We start from the raw sequence: 21,748 nt of genomic DNA, 5'->3' as shown, positions 1-21,748 counted from the left end.
CGTCATCCCGTCCCGGATACCGGGCGGCCAACGTTGCCGGTCAGCAGCGTGGAATAGTGAAACGGATCCGGCAATCCGCGGCAGCACAGTGCGATCGGCGAGAACCCTTCGCCGCCGGCGGTCCACCAAAAACTGGCCGCGGCATAGACTTGCGGGTTGGCGCCGCAGAGCGTGCCGAATGACTCGCCAAACCCATCGACCGTCGAAACCATTCCCAGCATCGCGTCATTCATCGTCACGATTGGCGATCCATCGGTCCCCAGCGTCCGCAGACGTGGGAACGCGAGACGATCCAGCGCATCTGAGATCTGCTCAAACGTTGCGGCCCGGTCCAGGGTCGATAGCAGGAACGTCTCCACCTGCCCGAACCACTCGTCCTGCGGATCGATGTGCGGCGGCTGCAGTGCGTCGGCGCCGTCCGATACCGCATGCAGCGTCAACGGGTAGTATCGCCCCACCCCGTCAAGCGACGGCATGATCGCTCCCGCGACGGTGGTCCCGCAGATTGCGGCGCCAAGCCAGAAGCGCCAAACTGGCGCCGTCAGGAATGCTCCCTGCCAGGCGGCACCGAGCTGATGGCGGCTCGCGGAAATAGCAGCCTGCACCCACGGCTCCCAGACCTCCAGGAAGCTGCGCGGCGTCGCGATCGCGATGAAATCGCGCTTGGCGCCGATCTTGCCGAATAAGCCGCATCGCATGGTCATATTCCGGTCGGGCAACGAAACTCGCGGAGCACTGACAGGTTTAGCGGATTGCGCAACGATCCGGTCGAAATCTGATAGTTGAGCTCACGTCCGGCAACAACAATGAACGTGGCGCTGGCGGTTTCCGCCTTGGCGACCAGCGAGCCAGCCTCCAGCATGCGGAACAATGACCAGGGGCCGATGCGCTCAAGCACCGATGGCGAGCCGGTCTCGTTGCTGACCGAGATTGCCGTCCGCGGCGATGGGCCCGGCCAGAGCACGGTCGTCGGTGAATTGCTCTGCGGCGGCGACGGCGCAGCGGGTTGCGGCGCGCCAAACATAGAGGGAGTTGCGGCTGGTCCTGGCGTAATGGGGCTGGTGATCGTCGTGCCGCCGATCTCAGTCTTGACCGTGATGCCCGGTCCGGCCGCGGGCGGCGGCCGGATCGCAAAGGACACCGCCGGCACACCGCCGCCAGTCTGGAAAAAGGCATCGCGGATATAGGCGGCATTCTGAAACTGCTTCAATGTGTCGGGCGAGAACGATCGACCGACAGGACTCTCCTTTCGCCAAACCCAGTCCGAACGCGACGTATCTGCATAGGGCGCCAGAAATTGAGTGAAAGAACTTGTCCATGATGCCGTTCGGGCTGAACAGCTTGGCGAAATCCGCGAGCGGCACTTCCTGACCGCTGCTCCGTACAAACGGATAGCGGTTGGTCACCGTCTGCTGGCAGACCGGCGTGACTTGATCGCGCAACGACTGCAGGATCTGACCGGCCGTGGAGGCGGCGATACTGCCTTCGAACTCCGCGGCCGCTGCCCGCAGCATATCGGAAAATGGTGGCGGCATGCGCGAGGCGTTGTTGCGCAGCGCTGCAACCTGGGTCTGAAGCCCCGCAGTTGCCTGCGCCGTCAGTTGCGGATTCTCGACCATCAACGTCAGAGTCTGCGCGATGTCGTTGAGATTTGCGATCGTCGAGTCGATTGGCCGGCGGGTGCTCTCCCCTTCGAGCACCGCATGGTAGGGCTTGAACTGCGACTCGATCGCCGCACCCGGCGTGCCATCCTGGGCATTGTTGAACAGCGCAGGCGTGGTCACCGCAGGCGGCACCGCCGGCGTACCGGCACTTGCCGGCTTCCGGCGTTCCTTGGTCAGCATCGTCTCATCACGCACCGATTCCAGGATTTGCCGCATCGGCGAGGTCGGCGCCGAAAGCGCCCTCAGCACCTCGTATTTCGGCTTGTCCGCGAGCAATTTCTTCAGACGCAGACTGCCAAGCGCAGCACGCCACGCCGTTACAAAATCATTGGAGTAGATGCTGAGCAGATCGCCAGCCAGGTTGTCATACTGCTGGTCAATGGCCGACTGCTGGCCAGCGTCACCCAACACCCATCGCTCCCGCTTCATGCGCTCCGACAAGCCGGGCAGTCGAGCGATGAACCTCTCCTGGAACCCGTTGTAAGTGAAGAACTCGGGCACCCGCACGTTGTCCAAGGGCTGCCCGGTCGTGGTTTCGAACACAACTGCTACGTCCGGACCGCCTCGGCGGCCGACGACCCAGTCGCCCGCGGTCGATCCGCGAGCCTCCGACTTCAAGAACTCGTAGGCACGTTGCGACACGCTGAGGCGCGCCAGCGAATTCTGGGCCTGTTTGATCAGCCGGCCGTCAAGCCCAACCAGCGGCGGCTGCTCGGTTTCGAGGTCGAACATTGCAACAAGATTTTCATCGAGCAGACGCCGTCCTTCCGCATTGGTCGCGCCGGGATAAAGGTTGTCCGCCCAGTCGCGCTGCATCCACGAGCGGATCAACTCCCGGTCCGGGGATTGCAGGCCGCCAAGCATCAAGTAGACCTTCAGCGCCTCATAGACGAAGGCAGGCTCATTGATACGCGCATTAAGCTGCTCTTCCAAACGGTACAGCAAGCGAGGCCTGAACATGCGCTCGAGCGCAGTGTGATAGGCTGCCTTCGCGGGCGACAGCAGGCGCGCGTGCTGACTGAGCCCGTAGCGCGCCGAGAGCGCAACCGCCTCATTCCGTGATGCGTAGCCGACGGGCGCGTTCCGCAGTCGATAGAGCAGCGGCAGCACCTTGTCGAGATCGTGATCGGTGATCAGCGTTTGCTTGATGAGCGGCGCCCCGGCGGCCGCATACTCCCTGTCCGCCTGCAAGCTCTGCTCGATGAGGTCGGAGTTGCGCTTGTAGCTTGTCAGCCAAGCACCGATCAATCCGATCGCCACCAAACCTATCACCGACAGCGCCGCGGTCTTGAGGATCAGGGCACGGCGCACCGCAGCTTGGTCGGTCGAAACCCAGTCGGCCTCGCCGATGATGACCTTCGAAATCAAATCGGCAAGGAAATAGCTCTTGCCGGTTCCGGAGTATGATCCGGCACCGACTTCCTCCGCGCCGAACGTACGCGCCAGCGATCCGATCAATTGATCGATCGGCGTACCCTGCTGAGTGCCGGAGGTGAAATAGAACCCACGCAGGCTGGCGTTCACGTGATACCGCGTCGGCTCAAAAATCTGATTGAGGAAATCGTGGATTTGCGGCTTGAGCCGCGCCATCTGTGCCGGGAAGCCGAACAACTGCACCCGGTGCTGCGGCGTCGGCTCGTCCTGGAGACGGTCGAGCGTTTCCTCGCTCAGGCGCTCCAGGAGGCGATCGAATTCGCCCGGGACCTGCCCCACCAGATTCTGGGTCTTGTCGGCGGTCTGGAAGGTGGCGCCCCAGACCTGGCGCCGGCCGGCCTCGCCGAGATAGGCGAAATATTCGGTGAAACCGGCAACGAGATCGGCCTTGGTGAACAGAGCGTAGACCGGGAAGCTCACCTTCAGCCGTTGATGCAGTTCAAGCAGACGCATCCTGATGGCATCTGCATGAAGCGCGAGTTCCTGCTTCGGCAGCGTCAGAACGTCTTCCAGACTGATTGCGACGAGAACACCGTTGATCGGCTGGCGCGACCGATTCTTTTTCAGGATGTCCAGAAAAGACAGCCAGCTTTCCTTGTCGGCCTTGCTGTTTGAATCCTGGGTCGTGTAGCGACCGGCAGTATCGATCAGCACCGCTTCCTCGGTGAACCACCAGTCACAGTAGCGAGTGCCGCCGACCCCGGCGATCGCCGCCGGCGTTGCCCCTCGCGCGAGCGGAAACTTAAGCCCCGAATTCACCAACGCCGTGGTTTTTCCTGCACCGGGCGGACCGATGATGACGTACCAGGGCAGATCGTAGAGATAACCGGACTTGTTGCCGCTCGCGGTCTTGAGCGTTGCGAGCGCGTCCTTCATGCGCTCCTTGAGCACCGGCTCGTCGCTGACGGCCTGATCCGCACCGCTGACGCCGTCAGCTATTTCCTTCGCGTTCTTGCGTCTCCTGAAGAAATGAAGACCGGTGACACCTGCCGCTGCGGCGCCGAGCAGCAGGATCGCGATCTGGCGAATGATGTGATTTTCCAATGGATGCCAGTCGCCGAAAGCAATGAAGGGACCGGCAAGGTAGATCACCGCCCCAAGCGAGCTGAGCCCGACTCCATAGAGAACGATGCGTAGAATGTCCTTGGCAAGCATATTTACCGGTACCTGTCGCTTACGCGTGAACTTGTGGCGTCCGCCTATTCGCTACGTTCGATAAAGATTTCGACCCGACGGTTCTTGGCGCGCCCCTCGGGTGTCGAATTGCTGGCAATCGGTGAATCCGATCCCTTGCCGTCGACGTCGATGCGCGAACCATCCGCGAGGCCGGGTTTCAGCGCGGCGGCAACCGCCTTGGCGCGCTCGACCGACAATTCGAAATTCGAGGGAAAACGCACGGTGCGGATCGGCGAGCTGTCGGTGTGGCCAACCACTCGGATGCGGCCGGGCTCCTTGTCGAGCGTCGCCGCAACGCGGGCGGCGATCGGCTTGAAGCCATCCAGGATGGTTGCCTGGCCCGAGGCAAACAATGCGAGATCGCAGACCCTGATCACGATGAAGCTCGCCGTCTGATCCGCCGTCATGGCGCAGGCCGTCTTCTCCTGCGCAAGCGCGTTGCGAATGCGCTGCAGCTGGGTAATACGATCTGGGGGTGGCGGCGGAGGTGGAGGTGGCGGCGGCGCAACGACGCGGCGCTTGAGCTCGATTGGATCTCCGGGATGCAATGCCAGCGCTGCTTCCGCGGCATTCTCTGCGCGGCCAGCCAGCAATGTCCGCAGCACAAAATAGGATCCCGTCAGCAGCGCGGCGACCACGGCCGCCACCAGCCAAACGGGCATATGCAAGTGCTTCCGCCGACCGGCCAAGGCCTGTCCGCGCCAGTGCGGCGACAAATCGTTGGTCGGCTTGGGCCGAACCCGGCGCAGCGTTTCATAGAGGTTACGCTGGATCTCCTGGAGGTTCAAAAGCCCGCCCGGCGACGTCCGGTGAATGCCCTGGAACCCGAGCGCAAGACAGGCGTGCTGCAGTTCGAGCACTGGATAGTTGACCAGCGGATCAGTCTTCAAATGGTCGAGAATCTCGAAAAAGCGTACGCCGCCCACACGTTCGCCGAAGAACCGGCTGAGCATCGAGTACTGCGCCCAGACGTGTCGATCGTCGGTCGGAATGTGCTGCACAATATCATCGGCGGTAGCGCACAGGATGTACTTCGCGGTATTGGCCTGGTGCTCGGAAATGCCGGCCGAGCGGATATCCTTCTCGAAGAATTTGATGGCGTCGGCGACCTGCTCCATCAGGCTCGCGAATGACGCCCTCATCAGCGCTACTCGCAGCCGGCCAAGCAACTGCAGTAAGGGGCCTCCGGCGCGCATCACCGGATTGGCGTTTGGCGCGACCAGATCGTCGACGCGCAATGGCGCTCCCGGCGGCAAGATCGGTTGCTGCGCCGGAGCCTGCGGCGGTGTCGAAATCCACTCCTCCGACGGCTGGCTGGTCGGCGGGGCGGCGTAGCTTGCGCCCTGCGGTACGGGAGAAAATGACGGCGACGAAGGAGCACCAGGCCCAGCCACGGGCGATGGCGAGTACGCTGGACGGCTTGCAGGTCCCTCGCCCGCTGGAGATTGAGGAACCGGAGCCGGCGGCATCTTCCCGCCGGGGTTCGGACGGATGATGGTCCGCTCACCCCGACCGAAAGGATTAACCGGCTTGTCCCTGTCGGTCATGGCCGCTCTTCCAGGATGGCCCAAAGGTACAACTCAAGCTCCGGCCAGTCGCCGGAGAAGTGCATCCCGATCGAGGCCGCAGTACTGAACTCGGGCCACAGCGGCGACTTGCGATCGAGGTAGAAATAAACGTGGTCTGTAATGGCCCGGATGTGCGGTGGCGGCGTCGGCAAATGCACCAAGGTCAAACCCGGCAGGTTTGCGTGCACGATCTCAGTCATCTTCGTGTTGGGTCCGACCTTGAACAGGTGCGGGAATTCATTCTGGATCTCGACGAGAGGCCGCCGCGCGGCAACCTCCAGCACCAAGGTAGCATTTCGGAACAACGCGCGATCGCGAATCGGCGATACAAATGCGTTCTGGGCTCGTTCGATGATCTCCAGACGGATCGCCCGCCTGCCCAGCCGGGCGCTCAGGAAGTCCTGGATGTCGCGCACCAGGGGCGTGAAGACGTATTCGAGATTGTCGTGATCGTACGCCGGGTAGTCCCGTGCGCGTCGTTCAGTGGTCGCGAAAGTCGCAAGCTCACCGGCAAACCTCAGCAGTTCTTCGTACAGCCGCTCGGGATGCACGCTACCGGACCGCTTGAAATGAGTCAGCACGGGAATGGTCCGGTTCAGCACCTGCAGCACCAGGTAGTCGACACTCTGCAAGCCGCCGCCGGACGATGGATCGACCGCGTAGCGTGCAAGCTCATCGAGTTTGGTCTCAACCCAGCCAATAATTCGATTGAGCCAACCATCGACGACCGCATGTGCGGCGCAAACCAGCATCGGCGGCACAAACTTGTCGTCGAACAGGATGTTCTTGTCGCGTACTTCGAGGATGCGGGCGATGCCGAGGCCCATGTATCCCGGCTTGCTGGTCTTGCGTAGCTCGAACGACAGCCGCGGATAGACGATATCGATCTCTTCCTCGATGCGCAGCGCCGAGGTTGAATCGATAAACGTTTCGGAAGTCCGAACGTAACGACTTGCGCTGTCAGTGCGATCCTCATCCACCTCCCGCGTATTGGGCGCAGCGACCGGCATCATCAGCCAGACGATCTGGCCTGCGGCCGAATCTGGCACTTCGATGGCTTCCGGAATCGGACTGTCAGCAGGGATATCGAACGGCGTTCCATCGGGCATGACACCGGTCGCTCTGCGCACGGCGAATTTGCTCTGTTGAGTAAGATCGTTATCGATCTCGAGCTGGGCAAAGCCCCATGGGTACGGTGTTGTGTAACGAACGCGCTTTTCCAGCAGATGCTCGAGATAGCGATCGTTCTGCTGCAGATGATGCGGCCGCAGAAACAGACCTTCCGACCAGAATACTTTGCTGTACCAGGACATTCCTGCATCCACTTGGCAATGATCGGCGACGGCATCGTCACCAACAGTTCACTTTGACCCCGACTTGTCTGCGCGGTCGTAATATTCAGAGAAATGCAGCATGAAGGTATCGATCGGCGCGCTTTCGTCGCGACCGAGATGCGCCTTCCAGCGCGTCAAGAATTCATCCCACAACTTACTCTTATTCGAGCCGAAAAAGGATCTTGCGCCGCGCTGAAGCTCGAGCTCACGCGCCATCAGCGTCGGATCGATACTGGCGATCAGCCCCCTGACGGCATGCTGCATTGCCGCATAGGTCTTCAATTGATGGGATTTGAGATCCTTGAAGCCCTGCGCCAAGGCATGCGGCGCATCGAGATAACTGCGCGTCGGCGGCCCGAACAGGATACGCATCGCGTCTTCCGCGGTCGGCGAGAATTTAAGCGGATTGTTCTCGATGGCCTGGATGGTGGTTTGACCGGTGCTGCGCGTCAGCTGCTTGGCCTGGGTCCGTGCCTGCAGCAGAGCCATTAAGTTGTCCACGGTCATGCGCAGTATGACGCCCAGCTGCTCCGCGAGTTCGGCCTCGGTCTTGTCGGCGAAGAAATTCTCCGGCAGTCCGGCAGCACGTGCCACCAAGCGCGCAAATTCGGGATTGCCGATCGGCGCGGCCGTAGCCGGTGCCGGCTCGGCCACCCGCGGCCGCGGCGCTTCCGCATGCCCTGCCGGTGGCGGCGCCGGCGGTGGCGGGACAGCCGCTTCATCGTCGGCCCAGACCGATGGTCGGCGCGGCGTCGGCATCGCGTGCAGCATGTCGACCGGCGGGTTTGGCGTGGCGACTGGACCGGCTGCCCAGCTCATGTCGTCGTGCAGAGGCGTCTCCCGTTGAGGCATCTGCGGCCGGACGGGGTCGACGCCCGCCGGCGGAACGCTCGCCGCCCAATCAAGGAATTCCGCATTGACGGGCCGCGCTGCTTCGCGCGGCCTTCTCAACTGCTGGGGGTCGATTGGCGGCGGCACGTCGCGATCGGGAACCCAAAGTTCCTGATAATCGGCGTGCTGCTGCGCGGGAGGAGCTTGCTGCTGCGCGCCATGGCTCGGGGTGCCCTCGGCACGCTCGTCCAGGTCCAGCGAAACGCCAATGACATAATGGCCGATGACGAGCCGATCGCCATTGCGTAGCCGATGCGCTCCCCGCATGCGCTGGTCGGCACCGTTGAGAAAGGTGCCGTTGGTCGAGACGTCGTGCAACCAGTAGCCACCGTCGCGATAATGGATCTCGCAATGCTTCCCCGAAATCATCCGAGACGGATCGGGCAATGTCCAATCGAGATGACGATCGCGGCCTATGTCGACCGAGCGCCGGCCGGTGACCGTAAATGACACAGGTCCGCCATCGGGGAGGTTGGGCTCGTTCTCGATGTTGAAGCGAAGCACCATCACATCGTCTCGTCAGCGCAGAGGGCGCGGTTCGCCGCGTGCCAATTGAATACCATCCTCCAGGCAGGCCGTCATTATCCGGTCCCTGGACTCACGGGTAAGCCGGCAAAGCCCGATCAAAAGAGCCGCGCGAACCGCCCGCGCCGTCTGATCTGGCTTGGCTTCGACCGGGGCAAATTCCGCAGGGACGACGCTCCCGCCAGACCAGCCCGCCGCCAGCGCCAGCCAAGTCCGCCGGCTGCTCGGGATCGTTGGCATTGCCGACCGCCAACGCCTTGTTACGCGATTGCTCGTCTGGCTGCCGGACCCAGGTCTCGGCAAAGTTGAGTGACCTGCCTTCGTTGCCGTCGAAATTATCGAACATCTGCCGCAACGAGCGACATCCCCAGGCGACGGCCACGCGCCTAGGGAGCAGGTACGCGCAAAAGGATACAGCCTGGTGCCAGTTGCCTGCATCAGCGGCCTCCTGCAGGAAATCCAACGACAACTTGTCCGGGGCGGCATTGCCGACGTCGTAGCGCGCCAGCGGATAGGCTTCAAACAGATCGCGGACTGTGCTGAACCGAACTTGACCCATGGCGTCAGCCGACAATGGTTGGTGTGCCGTGGGCAACCAATGGGCCGCCGGCCGCGAGCGCCATGGCGGCCTGCGCGGTCATGGTGATGGTCGGTGCGTTGATGACGATTCCGGCGGGGGACAGGATGATCTGGCTGGGACCAACTTGGAGGGTGATGTTGACATTGGCCGTGAGGGTGATGCTCAGCCCCGCATTGACGGACTGATCCATCGCCAGCTTGATGTGCTGACCGCCCAATTCGATATCAAGCTTGTCATTGCCGTTCTTGAGCGTGGTCTTGCGGGTATCGCCGCCGAACGCTGCTTCACCGATGGTCCTGGTCTCGGTGTCGCGGACCGTCACGTCGTAGTCCTTTTCGGCGTGCAGGGTGATCTTCTCGGACCCTTTCTTGTCCTCAAAGTTCCATTCGTTGTAACCGCCCCCTCCCTTGGTCGAGTCGGACTTCAATCCCGCGATCGTCTTCTTGGACGGCAAATCGTAGGGCAGCTTGTATTCATCGTTATACACCGTGCCGATCACCAAGGGCCGGTCGGGGTCTCCTTCCAGGAATTCCACGACGACTTCCTGCCCGACGCGCGGGATGATCTGACCGCCCCAGCGCTTGCCGGACCAGACTTGGGCCACGCGCAACCGGCACGATCGCTTCTTCTTTCGATCCCAGAAGAAGCGAACATAGATTTCGCCCAACGACTCGACGTCGATCTCCTCGCTCGAATTGTCGTCCTTGGTGACGACCTTGGCCGTCTGGATACCATTGATCCTCGGCTTCGGCGTCATCATGGGAGATCGAAACGGCCGATCGCTTGGCAGAAATTCATAGCTGCCGAAGTAGACGTGCTGTCCGCCGTCGCCGGGCCCCCCAGTGCGGTAGGACTCGATGGAAAACGAGTGAGCTGCTCGTACGACGAGATATTCAACGTTCTGCGAGTCTTTCGAGTGCTTCTCGAGCTTGGTTAGTCCGCCGGGGAACAGGTTGACTGCGTCGCCGTTGCCGCGACGGCGCCGATCCATCGCCTGCTCGGCCTGGAGCTGGATCTTGGCGTATCGCTCGCCGTCGGATTTCTCCTTGAACTTGCCGGGATAGTCGTAGAACTCCATCTCGGATCGCGTGTAGTGCTCGGAGCCCTTGGCGTCGCTGATCATCTGCGCGTTGGGTTTCTGGTAGTTGTAGTCGTTGAGCTCGAACTTGCCGGTGCGAAACCGACGCTCGGAAACCCATTCATAAATATGCTGCTCCTCGCGGCGGTCGGATCCGGTCAGCGGGACATAGGGGATCTTTGCGAGACCGTTGATTGGGCTGTGCGAGGACTTGGAGTCAGCCAGCACCAGCGTATGCTTGCCACCCTCATGCTTGAAGAAGTAGTAGATGCCGTGCTGCTCCATCAGCCGGCATACGAAATCCAGATCGGTCTCGCGATACTGAACGCAGTACTCGAGCTTTGGACAGGAGCCCTCTTCGGTAAGCTTGGACTCATAATCCGTGAAGCCGCGCTCGTTGAAGACCTCCTTGATGATGTCGGGCGCCTTCTTGTCCTGAAAAATCCTGCAATCGGTGGTGCGCGACAGCAGCCATAACCAGGGTCTCAGCACGATCCGGTAGCTGAAATAGTCGTTCTTGACCCCGAGCCACTGCGCTTCCGTGAGAATGCCGCTGAACTCGCGCTCCTTCCCGTGCAATTTGATGGTGAGCGTGCACTGCTGGCCGATCGCGCGATCGAAGTCGAGATCGGCGTCCTCGCTGAGGCCCTCGATACGATATTCGAACAGTTCACTCAGACCTTCAGAGGCCTCGAACCTGACAAAAACCAGAACGTCCTTGCCAAGGGGGGTCTTGAGCTCGCAAAGGCGGGTATCCTGGGTAAGCTGGCCCATGTGGGCGTTAAACTCCTTCGCTGGCCGAACGGTTCGCGCAACCGGCGCATCAGGTCGTCAAGCACGAAACAACTGAAATCCGAGCCAGCCATCGGTAGGATGACCGACAAATCCGCCCGGTGTCCTCTCTTGGCGCGCCAAAGTACGCGCCCGATGGAACTATCCTGGCACTCATGTAGTCGGCTCCAAGAGCTTGTTGGTTCACGCGAAACGGTCGTGGCCGCCGGGAATGAACCAAGGCCATCGTTAAGCTGACCTAACAGACAATCGGATCATGATCCCCTGCCTGATCCGTCACTTGTGACGGACTTGGCAATAGGGGCCAGGGCCCCGCCGACGGACCATCTTTGCATGCTCGATGTCACATCCCTGACCCAACCCATAGCCCCGGACGATCCCTGCGGGCCAGACCTGGATGCGGCCGGGGATGTCCAGTACCTGAACTTCTTCGCAGCTGCGGAATCACTGCTTCCGATGTCGTATTTCGAGGTCGTCAACGCCAACGGAGAGCGCGGACGCTTCGACCCAAAGGCCATCGACATTGCCGGCCAGTTCGCCGCTGCGCAGCCGCTCTTGGCACGCACTCGCGATCTGCGCCTGACCATGCTGCTCGCCAAGTTCGCCATCCTGAACCGCGATCTTGACGGCTTTCTCAGCTGCCTGAAGGCGACCACCCTGCTGCTTCGTGAACAATGGGAAGCGGTTCACCCGAGGGGCGAGGACGGCGACTATGCTTTTCGCGCCGTCACCGTCGAGGCGATCGACGTGTTTCCGACGGTGATCAACCCGCTCCAATTCCTTCCCCTGATCGAAAATCGCAGGCACGGCAGCCTCAACTACCGTGCCTATCAGATTGCCAAGGGCGAAATTCCCGCCGCTGACGCCGACGTCGACATGCCCGATCTCGGAACCATCGAGCGCATTGTCGGCGAGACCGATCTCGACACCCTCAAAGCGGTGAGCGCCCGCTGTTCCGCGGTCGCGGCCGAGATTGCCGACATCAAATCGGTTTGGCGCGAAAAGTTGAACTCGGGGCAACCCATCAGCCTCGACAGGCTTGCGGTTGTCGCGAACGGCATGGCCAACTGGCTCGCGGCTCTCGTCACCGCACGCGATCCAGCCGCACTTGCCCCATCCCGGGACGAAACTGCTCAAAACGACCAGCAGCTTCCCATTGAAACGGCCGGCGCCGTGACCTCACCGGGACAGGCATCCGCTGCGCTGGCGGCGGCTGCCGACTATTTCGCGCGAAAGGAACCGTCGAGCCCGGCGCTCTTGCTGGTGCGGCAGGCGCAGGGCATGGTCGGCAAATCGTTTATCGAGGTGATGCGGATGCTGATGCCCGCCCACGTCGAAAGTGCCGCCATCAATATTGGTCGCGACAAAGTTTTCGACCTGCCGATCGAGCGCATGGCGGAATTCGCCACATCGCTCCCATCCACGGCCGAAAATAGCGCTCAAGATGCTGTTATTTCAGCAGAAAACAGAGCGCAGGCGTTGGATTTACTGACCAAAGTTGCTGCTTTCTTCCGCGCCGCGGAGCCATCCAGCCCGATCCCGTTCCTGGTCGATCGAGCGCGCGAACTCGCACAACGAGATTTCCTCAGCCTGCTGAGTGACGTCCTGCCTGAGGGCGCTCTGAAGGCGATCGACAAATCGAATTGAACCCGCCTTCGATTCGACGGGACTAAGAGAGAAGGAAGCTCCGCTGACGAAGGACCGAGGCACTTCCCCAGCCTGCGTCGCGCAAGTCGGCTTCCGCACAGATTTTGTGAAGAGGGCAACCCAATGGCAACCGACAGCGGTCAAAAATTCATTCGCCGAAACCGCGCACCGCGCGTGCACATCACTTACGAAGATCCGTACGACGCCGAGCGGCTAATCGAACTGCCGTTTGTCATGGGCGTCCTGTCCGATCTTTCGGGCAACAACCCCGGCGTCGAGAAGGCGAAGGTCGAGGAGCGCAAGTTCCTCGAGTTCGACATGGACAATTTCGACAACCGCATGGCGGCGATCCAGCCCGGCGTGACGACACGTGTCGCCAATCGTCTCAACGATGGGTCTGACGAAAAGATCTCCGTCAACCTGCGCTTCAATAAAATGTCGGACTTCACGCCGGTGGCGGTCGCCCGTCAAGTGCCGGCGACAGCCAAGCTGCTCGAAGCGCGCGAACAGCTCGCCAACCTGCTGCGCTACATGGATGGCAAGGTGGGCGCCGAGGACCAGCTGAAGAAACTCCTTGCTGATCCTCAACTGATGGCCGCGCTGCGCGAGCGCGCGACCAGCCAGTCCACCGAAGCCGATACCAACAGCTAAGCGAAGGAATGGGGACCATGGCAAAAGAAGCTACCCATAAAGAGACGACCACCCAAGTCGGGACCGTTGAGGCTGACGAGTTTGCTGCCCTACTGAAGCAAAGCTTCAAACCGCGCACCGAACGTGCGGCGACCGAAGTCGAGAACGCGGTGTCGACGCTGGTTCAAGAGGCGCTCAAGGACACCAGCGTCATCAAGTCGGACGTGCTCGACACCATCGAGGAGATGATCGCGCGGATCGATCAGAAGCTGACCGCGCAGATGAACGAGATCCTGCACACACCCGAATTCCAGGCGATCGAGAGCGCCTGGCGCGGCCTCCACTATCTCGTTTTCAATTCCGAGACCGACGCGAACCTCAAGATCCGAGTGATGAACGTCTCCAAGACCGAGCTGTACCGGAACCTGCGGCTTTATCCCGATGCCCGCTGGGATCAGAGCCCGCTGTTTAAGCAGATCTACGAGTACGAATTTGGCCAGCTGGGCGGCGAGCCATTCGGCTGCCTGATCGGCGACTATTACTTCAGCCACCTGCCCACCGACGTACAGTTGCTCCGTGATCTCAGCAAGATCGCGGGCGCCGCCCATGCCCCCTTCTTCAGCGGGGCCGAGCCTACGCTGATGGGAATGGACTCGTGGACCGAACTGTCCAACCCTCGTGACATCGGCAAGGTGTTCGACACGCCGGAATATGCCGCATGGAAGGGACTGCGCGACCAGGACGACTCGCGCTATCTCGGCCTTTGCATGCCGCGTGCGCTGGGCCGCCTCCCCTACGGCGCCAAATCGGAGCCCGTGGAAGAATTCGCCTTCGAAGAGGAGACGGACGGACACACCGGTGACAAATACGGCTGGATTAACGCCGCCTATGCGATGGCAGTCAACATCAACCGCGCCTTCAAGGAGTTCGGCTGGTGCACGCGCATCCGCGGTGTGCAGTCGGGCGGCGAGGTCATCAACCTGCCGACGCACACATTCCCGACCGACGACGGTGGCGTCGACCTGAAATGCCCCACCGAGATCGCCATCAGCGATCGCCGCGAGCACGAGCTTGCAAAGGCGGGCCTTATCCCGCTGATCCATCGCAAGAACACCGACAAGGCCGCCTTCATCGGTGCCCAGTCGCTCTACAAGCCGAAGAAATACTTCGGCGAGAAGGGTGTGGACGCAACCGCATCCGACAACCTGTCGTCACGTCTGCCTTACATGTTCGCAGTGTCCCGCTTTGCGCACTACCTGAAATGCATGGTTCGCGACAAGATCGGGTCCATGAAGGAAAAGGATGAGCTGACGGTCTGGCTGCAGACCTGGATCAACGAGTACGTTGATGCCAATCCGGCCTTATCGTCAGAGGCGCAGAAAGCGCGCAAGCCGCTGGCCGCTGCGAAAGTCGAGGTCATAGCAAACGAGGAGAACCCGGGATACTACAACGCGCGCTTCTTTCTCCGTCCACACTTTCAATTGGAAGCGATGGACGTCGGCCTCAGCCTTGTTTCGCGCCTGCCAGGCCCGAGCTCCTGACGCCGCGTTATCGCAACCGTCACTCATCCAGGTTTTTTGAAAGGGCTATAGTATGGCTGTCGATATCTTTTTGAAACTCGATCCGATCAAGGGCGAGTCGCTTGACGACAAGCACAAGGACGAGATCGACATTTTGAGCTGGTCCTTTGGCGAGAGCCAAAGCGGCACCTTCCACAGCGGGTCAGGCGGTGGCGCCGGCAAGGTCAACGTTCAGGATCTCCACTTCACGCACTTCGTCGACAAGGCGACGCCTGAACTCTTCAAGGTCTGCGCCAACGGCAAGCACATCGACACCGCGATCCTGACTGTCCGCAAGGCCGGTGAAAATCCGCTGGAGTATCTCAAGATCGAGATGAAGCACGTCCTGGTCTCCAGCGTATCGACCGGCGGATCGCATGGCGAAGATCGTCTCACCGAAAATGTGAGCTTGAACTTCGCGAAGGTGAAGATGACCTACAAGACCCAGACGGAAAAGGGCGGCGCCGGCGCATCGCCGACCTTCGGCTGGGACGTTCCGGCCAACAAGGAATGGGCATGATCGTAGCTTCCTGTCTGGCGCCGGCTGCCGAGAATGGCAATCGGCGTCGGCGGTACGGAGATCGTCAATGACTGTTACGCCAAAGAAGGACCGGCTCTCTCCACCATTGATGCTGGCCTTTCGTGCGGCTTATGACGCGCGTGATGCGCGCAAGCCACTCGAACTGCGCGATCAGTTCGGTGAGCGGGTCATAGCGGGACGGCGCAGCACTGGTCGTTTCCCGATCTCGGAGACGCTGCTAAGGCGGGAGGTTTCGCATGACGTCGAAACGCTCCTCAATACCATTGCCCTCGAATCGACGCTCGACCTGACCGGCCGCGGCTGCGTCCGCACCTCGATTTTGAACTATGGTTTCCCCGACATCGCAAACCGTTCGGTCGACGAGGTCACGGACGAAGAGCTCAGCGACGCCCTGCGCATGTCGCTTACGACGTATGAGCCACGACTCGATCGCAAGTCCATCCGGGTGCGGCGCGACACCTCCGTAAGCCCCGAACAGCTCAAGCTGCGCTTTGTCGTGCAGTCCGACCTGAAGTGCGAGCCGCTCAACGTGCCCGTGGAATTCGTCGCGGACGTCGACCTCGACAGCGGCGACATCCAGATCAATCGACTATAGCATGAACCGCGAGTTCCTCGATTTTTACAACCGTGAACTGTCTCTGCTGTACGAGCATGCGGAAGACTTTGCCAAGGAATATCCTGGTATCGCGGAGCGCCTCGGGGGGCTGATCCGCGATCGCTCAGATCCGATGATTTCGGGCTTGCTCGAAGGCGCCGCATTCCTTGCTGCTCGCGTTCAGCTTAAGCTCAAGCACGAATTCCCGGAGTTCACGGCAAACTTGCTTGAACAGCTGGTTCCGAACTATCTCGCGCCAACTCCGTCTGCCATGCTGGTCAAGGCACAGCCAACCTATGCCGATCCGGCATTGCGCGACGGCAGGAAAATCGGCCGGGGCGCCTACTTCGATGCGAGCTATCGCGAAAGGGAACGGAGCCTCGCCTGCCGATTCCGGCTGTGCCGCGATATAGTGCTTTGGCCCTTCGACGTCACCGGCGCCGAATATTTTGCCACTGCGGGCGCATTGCAGGCCCTCGGGATTCCGGTCGGCGGAGAGGTCATTGCGGGGCTCAGGCTTTCCCTGACTCACCGGACCGCCGCGCGGCTCGACGAAGAGCCGGCAGACGCGGAGGCTCGCAACAAGCCGGAAACCTGGTTCGCGGGTTGCCGCACCAGCGAATTGCCCATCTATCTGACCGGCGCCGAATCCGACGCTATCGCACTCTACGAACAGCTGACTTCGAACTGCATCAATGTCTACTTTCGCTATCTCGACGATTTCGGCGATCCGGTCGTCATCCGGGCCCCGAACGACTGTGTGCAACAAGTCGGCTTCGGCGAGAACGAATCCCTGTTTCCTAACGATAACCGGGTCTTTCGCGGCTCGGAGCTGTTGCGGGAGTATTTCGTGTTTCCGCGCAAGTTCCTTGGCATCAATCTGACGGGACTTCGCGCTGTGATGCCGCGGCTGCGCGGCAAGTCAATCGATATCGTCTTCGCGTTCGATGAGCACAACTCACGGCTTGCGGCCTCCGTCCGAGCAGAGACTTTCAGTCTCTACACTGCCCCGGCAATCAACCTGTTCGAGAAGACCACTGATCGCATCCCGGTCAAATCAAATACGCACGAATACCACGTGGTGCCCGACCGAAGCCGCTATCTCGAATACGAGCCGCACCAGGTGCTGGAGGTTTACGCGCACTTTCCCGCAGAAAAAGACAAGCGGCACGTGCGTCCGCTGTACTCCGCCGCAGTCGACCGCACGGCCGCATCGATCGAGGGACTTTATTTTACAGTTCGTCGGCTACCACGGCGCCGCACCGTCGAGGAAAAGACATATGGCACGGCCTCCGACTACACCGGGACGGACATGTTCCTTTCGCTGCTCGAGCCCCGCGACCTGAGCGGCGACGGATCCGCCGCCGAACTGAGCGTCCGGGCGTTGTGCTCCAACCGGCATCTCACGGAACATCTGCCGGTCGGCCAAGGCGGAGCCGACTTTCGCCTGCTGGATGACACCTCGCTCGAGCTGATGTGCATAGCAGGGCCCACCAGGCCACGCGAGCCGGTGGTGGCGCAGTTGCGCAGTCGCAGCGAAATCGCCAATAGCGGTGTTGTCAGTTGGCGCCTGATCAACATGCTGAGTTTGAACTATCTCGGCCTCGTAGAACGCAGCGGCGGCAAGAACGCGGGAGCACTGCGGGAGATGCTGTCATTGTTCGCCGACCAGTTCGACGACGCTACGGAACGAAAGATTCGCGGTGTGCGCAGCGTCGAGAGCAGGCCCGTGGTGCGGCGGGTGCGTGAGCGTACCGGCAGTGGCGCAGCGCGCGGCCTGGAGATCACCGTCACACTCGACGAGAAGGCATTCGAAGGCAGTGGCGTGTTCCTGCTCGGGGCTGTGCTGGAACGCTTCTTCGCCGACTATTCGGGCTTCAACACCTTCACCCAAACGGTCATATCGACTTCGGAACGCGGCGAGATCATGCGCTGGCCGGCCCGCATGGGCACAAGGAGGCCGCTGTAATGCTGATCGACCAGATGAAGGCCGAGCCCTGGCGGTTCGATTTCTTCCAGACGCTACGCCAGCTAGAGCGATCCAACCCGGATCGGCCGAGGATCGGCGACAGTGCCGCGCGGCGCGAGGAATTTGTTGACCTTGGTCAATCTCCCTATCTGGAATTTCCCGCGTCCAATCTGAGCTCAGTCGACGACCGCGATGGCAGGCTCAGAATCCTGGTCAAATTCCTCGGTCTGCTCGGGCCCCAAGGCGCACTGCCTCTGGCCACCACAGACGAGAGCGTCGGCTGGCAGTTGATGCGAGACGACGCCTTTCCGCGCTTTCTCGACCTTCTCAATGGACGCTTTCTGCAATTGTTCTTTCGTGCCTGGGCGGACGCACGGCCGATCGCGCAGCATGACAGGCCATCGGATGACCGCTTCATCGCCTATGTCGGCTCCTTTGCCGGCCTTGGCTCTGATATCTTTGCTAATCGAGACACGATACCAGACATGGCGAAGCTCAGCTTCGCTGGACTGATCTCACCAAGGGCGAAATCCGCGTCACGACTGGCCCGGCTACTGCAGGGGCTGTTCGACGTCAGGGTCGAGATCGACGAATTTGTCGGCACCTGGCTCCCGTTCGAGGCGAGCCATTGCAGCCGCCTCGGCGCGGCGCACGCCAGGCTCGGCCACGACGCGCTTCTGGGCTCGCGGGTGTTCAGTGTCGAAGACAAGATCAGGGTTCGCGTTTTCGTGAAGGATTTCGCTCAATACGAGCAGTTCCTGCCCACTGAAGTGCCTAACCTGTCCGAGCCCCTGGCTGACGCCGTGTACTTCTATATCGGCGACGAACTCGAGTGGGAGGTGGAACTCGCCATTCCGGCGGGAGCAGTCGTCCCGATGAAGCTTGGACAGAGCGGGCGCCTTGGGTGGACCAGCTGGGTTTCGCCGAACTGGGCCTCGACCGAGGAATATCGCCGCGATGCTCGCTTTCACCTTGCCGAGCGTCTGAGAGCCCGGCGAAGCGCCGCGACAGATGCCCCGCCGATTTGAACCAATGCACCGGTCCAATTGTCCTAACATCATGGAATTCGCGCTAATTTCCACGATGGCGGGACATCGCCCGGGGGGAATTGAGCAGGAGGCCCCACCGTGACCGACATCAGCCTCGAGGCCGTGACTGGAAAGCTGAATCGCGCTGGCTACGATGCCTTCATACAGGCCCTGCGCCACGCCAAAAGCGCCAGCAACCGCAACATCGAGCTTGCACACTGGTTGTTTCACATTCTGCAACAGGAGCGGACCGACCTCAGCCTATCGGTGGATCACTACAAGCTCGACCGCGCGCGGCTGCTATCGGACCTCGCAGGCGTCATAAACGGCTTCCGCAAGAACGAGACCGACATGCCGGGGGTCGCCAATTCGGTCATCGATATTCTCGACCGTGGCTGGCACTACGCCACGCTGTTCTTCGGCGAGACTCAGATCCGCACCGGCCATCTCCTGGTCGCCGGACTGAAATCGAATGAGATCCGTCGTGCGCTCAACAACATCTCGCCGGAATTCGCCAAGATAAACGCAGACGCATTGGCCGCGGAGCACCGCGCCGTATGGGCAGGCTCTGAGGAAGAGACCATGCGTCCGATGGACGGCTCCGGCTTGGCCGGTGCCGGCACTGACGGCGCGGACCGGGCAAGTCCCAAGGGAACAACACCGCTCGACCGGTTCTCCCAAGATCTCACCGCCAAAGCCAAGTCGGGCCAGATGGACCCGATCCTCGGTCGAGACGACGAAATCCGCCAATTGATCGACGTGTTGATGCGCCGGCGGCAAAACAATCCAATTCTCACCGGCGAAGCTGGCGTCGGCAAGACCGCCGTAGTCGAGGGATTTGCGCAGCGCATTGCCGCTGGCGAAGTGCCGCCGCCACTGCGCAACGTCAGGCTCTGCGCGCTCGACATCGGCCTGATGCAGGCCGGCGCCTCGATGAAGGGCGAGTTCGAGCAGCGCCTGCGCTCGGTGATCGACGAGGTACAGAATTCCCCTACCCCCATCATTCTGTTCATCGACGAAGCTCACACGCTGATCGGGGCTGGTGGCGCGGCCGGCACCGGTGACGCGGCCAATCTGCTTAAACCTCCACTCGCCCGCGGCACGCTGCGTACGATCGCTGCCACCACCTGGGCGGAGTATCGCCAGTACATCGAGAAGGACCCCGCACTCACACGACGCTTCCAGCCGATCCAGGTCGATGAGCCGGATGTCGAGACCTGCTGCATCATGCTGCGCGGCCTCCTCGGCCCGATGGAGAAGCATCATGGCGTTCGCATTTCGGACGCCGCGATCGTGACCGCGGTCAACCTGTCGCATCGCTACATTCCATCTCGACAGCTGCCGGACAAGGCGGTCAGCCTGTTGGACACAGCCTCGGCGCGGGTAGCCATCAGCCAGAGCGCGACGCCGGCCCTGATCGAGGACGCTCGCGTCGCTATCGCGGCTCGCGAGGCCGAACGATCAGTGCTGGTCAACGATGGTGACCTCGGGGACGAGAACAGCGAGCGCATTGCCGAGGTCGACGGCGACATAGCTGCGCTGAAGGAAAAGCTGACTGGCCTTGAGGCCGACTGGGCCAGGGAACAGGAACTCGTCAAGGACATTCGCAGCATTCGCGAGATCCTCTCCGAGAACGGAGACGAAGATCAAGCAGCGAAACGCGTGGAGTTGCGCGGCAAGTTCGAGACACTGGAGGGCATCAATCCAGAAAAGCGGATGATCTATGCTCATGTCGACCAGCAGTCGGTCGCCTCTGTCGTGTCTGACTGGACCGGCATTCCGACCGGCAGAATGATGCGTGACGAAATCGAGACGGTCCTGAAGCTACCAGAAATTCTCAATCGCCGCGTGGTCGGCCAGTCCCACGGGCTGACGATGATTGCGAAACGAATCGAGACGAGCCGCGCCAAGTTGGACAACCCGTCCAAGCCGATTGGCGTTTTCATGCTGGCCGGACCGTCCGGCGTGGGCAAGACAGAAACCGCCCTCGCGCTTGCCGAAACCCTTTATGGCGGCGAGCAGAACATGATCACGATCAACATGTCGGAGTTCCAGGAAGCGCACACGGTCTCGACTTTGAAAGGCGCGCCTCCGGGTTATGTCGGCTATGGTGAAGGCGGTCGGCTCACCGAAGCGGTCCGCCGCAAGCCCTACAGCGTTATCCTGCTCGACGAAGTGGAGAAGGCCCATCCCGACGTCCATGAGATCTTCTTCCAGGTGTTCGACAAGGGGGTCATGGAGGACGGCAACGGCCGGCGAATCGACTTCAAGAACACACTGATAATTCTGACCACGAACGTCGGCACTGATTTGATCATGGGACTGGCGCGCGATCCCAAGTATCGCAACGAGCCGGAAGAGCTCGCCAGGCTGCTACGGCCAGAGTTACTGAAGGTATTCCCTGCCGCGTTGCTTGGGCGCATTGTCTCGATCCCCTACTTTCCGCTTTCAGACGAGATGCTTGCGGGAATCGTCAGATTGCAGCTCGACCGGATCGGACAGCGCCTCCGCGACAGTCACAAGGCCGCCTTCGGCTATGACGATGCGGTCGTTGAGCACATCGTATCCCGTTGCAACGATCCGGACTCCGGCGGACGGATGATCGATAACATCATCACCAACACTCTGTTGCCCGAACTGTCGCGTGAATTTCTCAGGAAGTCTCTCGCCAAGGAAGAAGTCAAGCAGACGCGCGTCTCGATCGTGAACGACAAGTTTGTCTACTCGTGGAACTGAC

At 61.1% G+C, this 21,748-nt stretch carries 14 protein-coding genes and 2 pseudogenes; 8 read left to right on the top strand and 8 right to left on the bottom strand.

What is annotated here, in order from left to right:
• Positions 1–2 precede the first annotated feature (2 nt).
• From tagF to ACVWW1_RS05815, 8 genes and pseudogenes are all read right to left on the bottom strand, one after another.
• A complete protein-coding gene (tagF, locus tag ACVWW1_RS05850) occupies positions 3–704 on the bottom strand; it encodes a type VI secretion system-associated protein TagF (RefSeq protein ID WP_456655162.1) in 702 nt (233 codons plus the stop codon).
• Positions 701–4,253 (bottom strand): annotated as a pseudogene (tssM, locus tag ACVWW1_RS05845) (type VI secretion system membrane subunit TssM). The gene tagF and the pseudogene tssM overlap by 4 nt, the downstream one beginning before the upstream one ends.
• Before the next feature lie 44 nt (positions 4,254–4,297).
• On the bottom strand, positions 4,298–5,512 hold the full coding sequence (gene tssL / locus ACVWW1_RS05840) for a type VI secretion system protein TssL, long form (protein ID WP_456655161.1): 1,215 nt from the start codon (positions 5,510–5,512) through the stop codon (positions 4,298–4,300).
• A gap of 305 nt (positions 5,513–5,817) precedes the next feature.
• Entirely contained in the window at positions 5,818–7,155 is a 1,338-nt protein-coding gene (gene tssK / locus ACVWW1_RS05835; RefSeq protein ID WP_456655160.1) for a type VI secretion system baseplate subunit TssK, read from the bottom strand.
• A gap of 48 nt (positions 7,156–7,203) precedes the next feature.
• Positions 7,204–8,574, bottom strand: coding sequence for a type VI secretion system-associated FHA domain protein TagH (gene tagH / locus ACVWW1_RS05830; RefSeq protein ID WP_456655159.1), 1,371 nt, complete (start codon positions 8,572–8,574; stop codon positions 7,204–7,206).
• Positions 8,575–8,586: 12 nt separating this feature from the next.
• Positions 8,587–8,832, bottom strand: a complete 246-nt coding sequence (locus tag ACVWW1_RS05825) for a DUF6931 family protein (RefSeq protein WP_456655158.1) — start codon at positions 8,830–8,832, stop codon at positions 8,587–8,589.
• A gap of 58 nt (positions 8,833–8,890) precedes the next feature.
• Positions 8,891–9,151, bottom strand: a pseudogene (locus tag ACVWW1_RS05820) (DUF6931 family protein); the annotation flags it as partial.
• A gap of 4 nt (positions 9,152–9,155) precedes the next feature.
• Positions 9,156–11,024 (bottom strand): type VI secretion system Vgr family protein, encoded by a 1,869-nt coding sequence (locus tag ACVWW1_RS05815; RefSeq protein WP_456655157.1) that lies wholly within the window; start codon positions 11,022–11,024, stop codon positions 9,156–9,158.
• A 351-nt stretch (positions 11,025–11,375) separates the two neighbouring features.
• On the opposite strand from ACVWW1_RS05815, the gene ACVWW1_RS05810 reads away from it, so the two are divergent.
• The 8 genes from ACVWW1_RS05810 (at position 11,376) to tssH (ending at position 21,747) form a co-directional block, all read left to right on the top strand.
• Complete coding sequence (locus ACVWW1_RS05810) at positions 11,376–12,689, top strand: type VI secretion system protein TssA (protein WP_456655156.1); 1,314 nt, start codon at positions 11,376–11,378, stop codon at positions 12,687–12,689.
• A gap of 123 nt (positions 12,690–12,812) precedes the next feature.
• The gene (gene tssB, locus ACVWW1_RS05805) at positions 12,813–13,340 is read left to right on the top strand and encodes a type VI secretion system contractile sheath small subunit (RefSeq protein WP_456655155.1); all 528 of its coding nucleotides are present in this window, start codon (positions 12,813–12,815) and stop codon (positions 13,338–13,340) included.
• A 17-nt stretch (positions 13,341–13,357) separates the two neighbouring features.
• On the top strand, positions 13,358–14,860 hold the full coding sequence (tssC, locus tag ACVWW1_RS05800) for a type VI secretion system contractile sheath large subunit (protein WP_429020778.1): 1,503 nt from the start codon (positions 13,358–13,360) through the stop codon (positions 14,858–14,860).
• A 52-nt stretch (positions 14,861–14,912) separates the two neighbouring features.
• Positions 14,913–15,398, top strand: a complete 486-nt coding sequence (locus ACVWW1_RS05795) for an Hcp family type VI secretion system effector (RefSeq protein ID WP_163153143.1) — start codon at positions 14,913–14,915, stop codon at positions 15,396–15,398.
• Between the two features lie 67 nt (positions 15,399–15,465).
• The gene (tssE, locus tag ACVWW1_RS05790; RefSeq protein WP_456655154.1) at positions 15,466–16,014 is read left to right on the top strand and encodes a type VI secretion system baseplate subunit TssE; all 549 of its coding nucleotides are present in this window, start codon (positions 15,466–15,468) and stop codon (positions 16,012–16,014) included.
• Between the two features lies 1 nt (position 16,015).
• On the top strand, positions 16,016–17,983 hold the full coding sequence (gene tssF, locus ACVWW1_RS05785; protein WP_456655153.1) for a type VI secretion system baseplate subunit TssF: 1,968 nt from the start codon (positions 16,016–16,018) through the stop codon (positions 17,981–17,983).
• Complete coding sequence (tssG, locus tag ACVWW1_RS05780; RefSeq protein WP_456656626.1) at positions 17,947–19,011, top strand: type VI secretion system baseplate subunit TssG; 1,065 nt, start codon at positions 17,947–17,949, stop codon at positions 19,009–19,011. Before tssF ends, tssG begins: the two co-directional genes overlap by 37 nt.
• 99 nt (positions 19,012–19,110) lie before the next feature.
• Complete coding sequence (gene tssH / locus ACVWW1_RS05775) at positions 19,111–21,747, top strand: type VI secretion system ATPase TssH (protein WP_456655152.1); 2,637 nt, start codon at positions 19,111–19,113, stop codon at positions 21,745–21,747.
• Position 21,748: the final 1 nt, after the last annotated feature.

It is taken from the genome of Bradyrhizobium sp. JR3.5, from assembly GCF_054057015.1.
The sequence above is the reverse complement of the archived record's forward strand: the minus strand, read 5'-3'. Positions and strand labels throughout refer to the sequence as shown.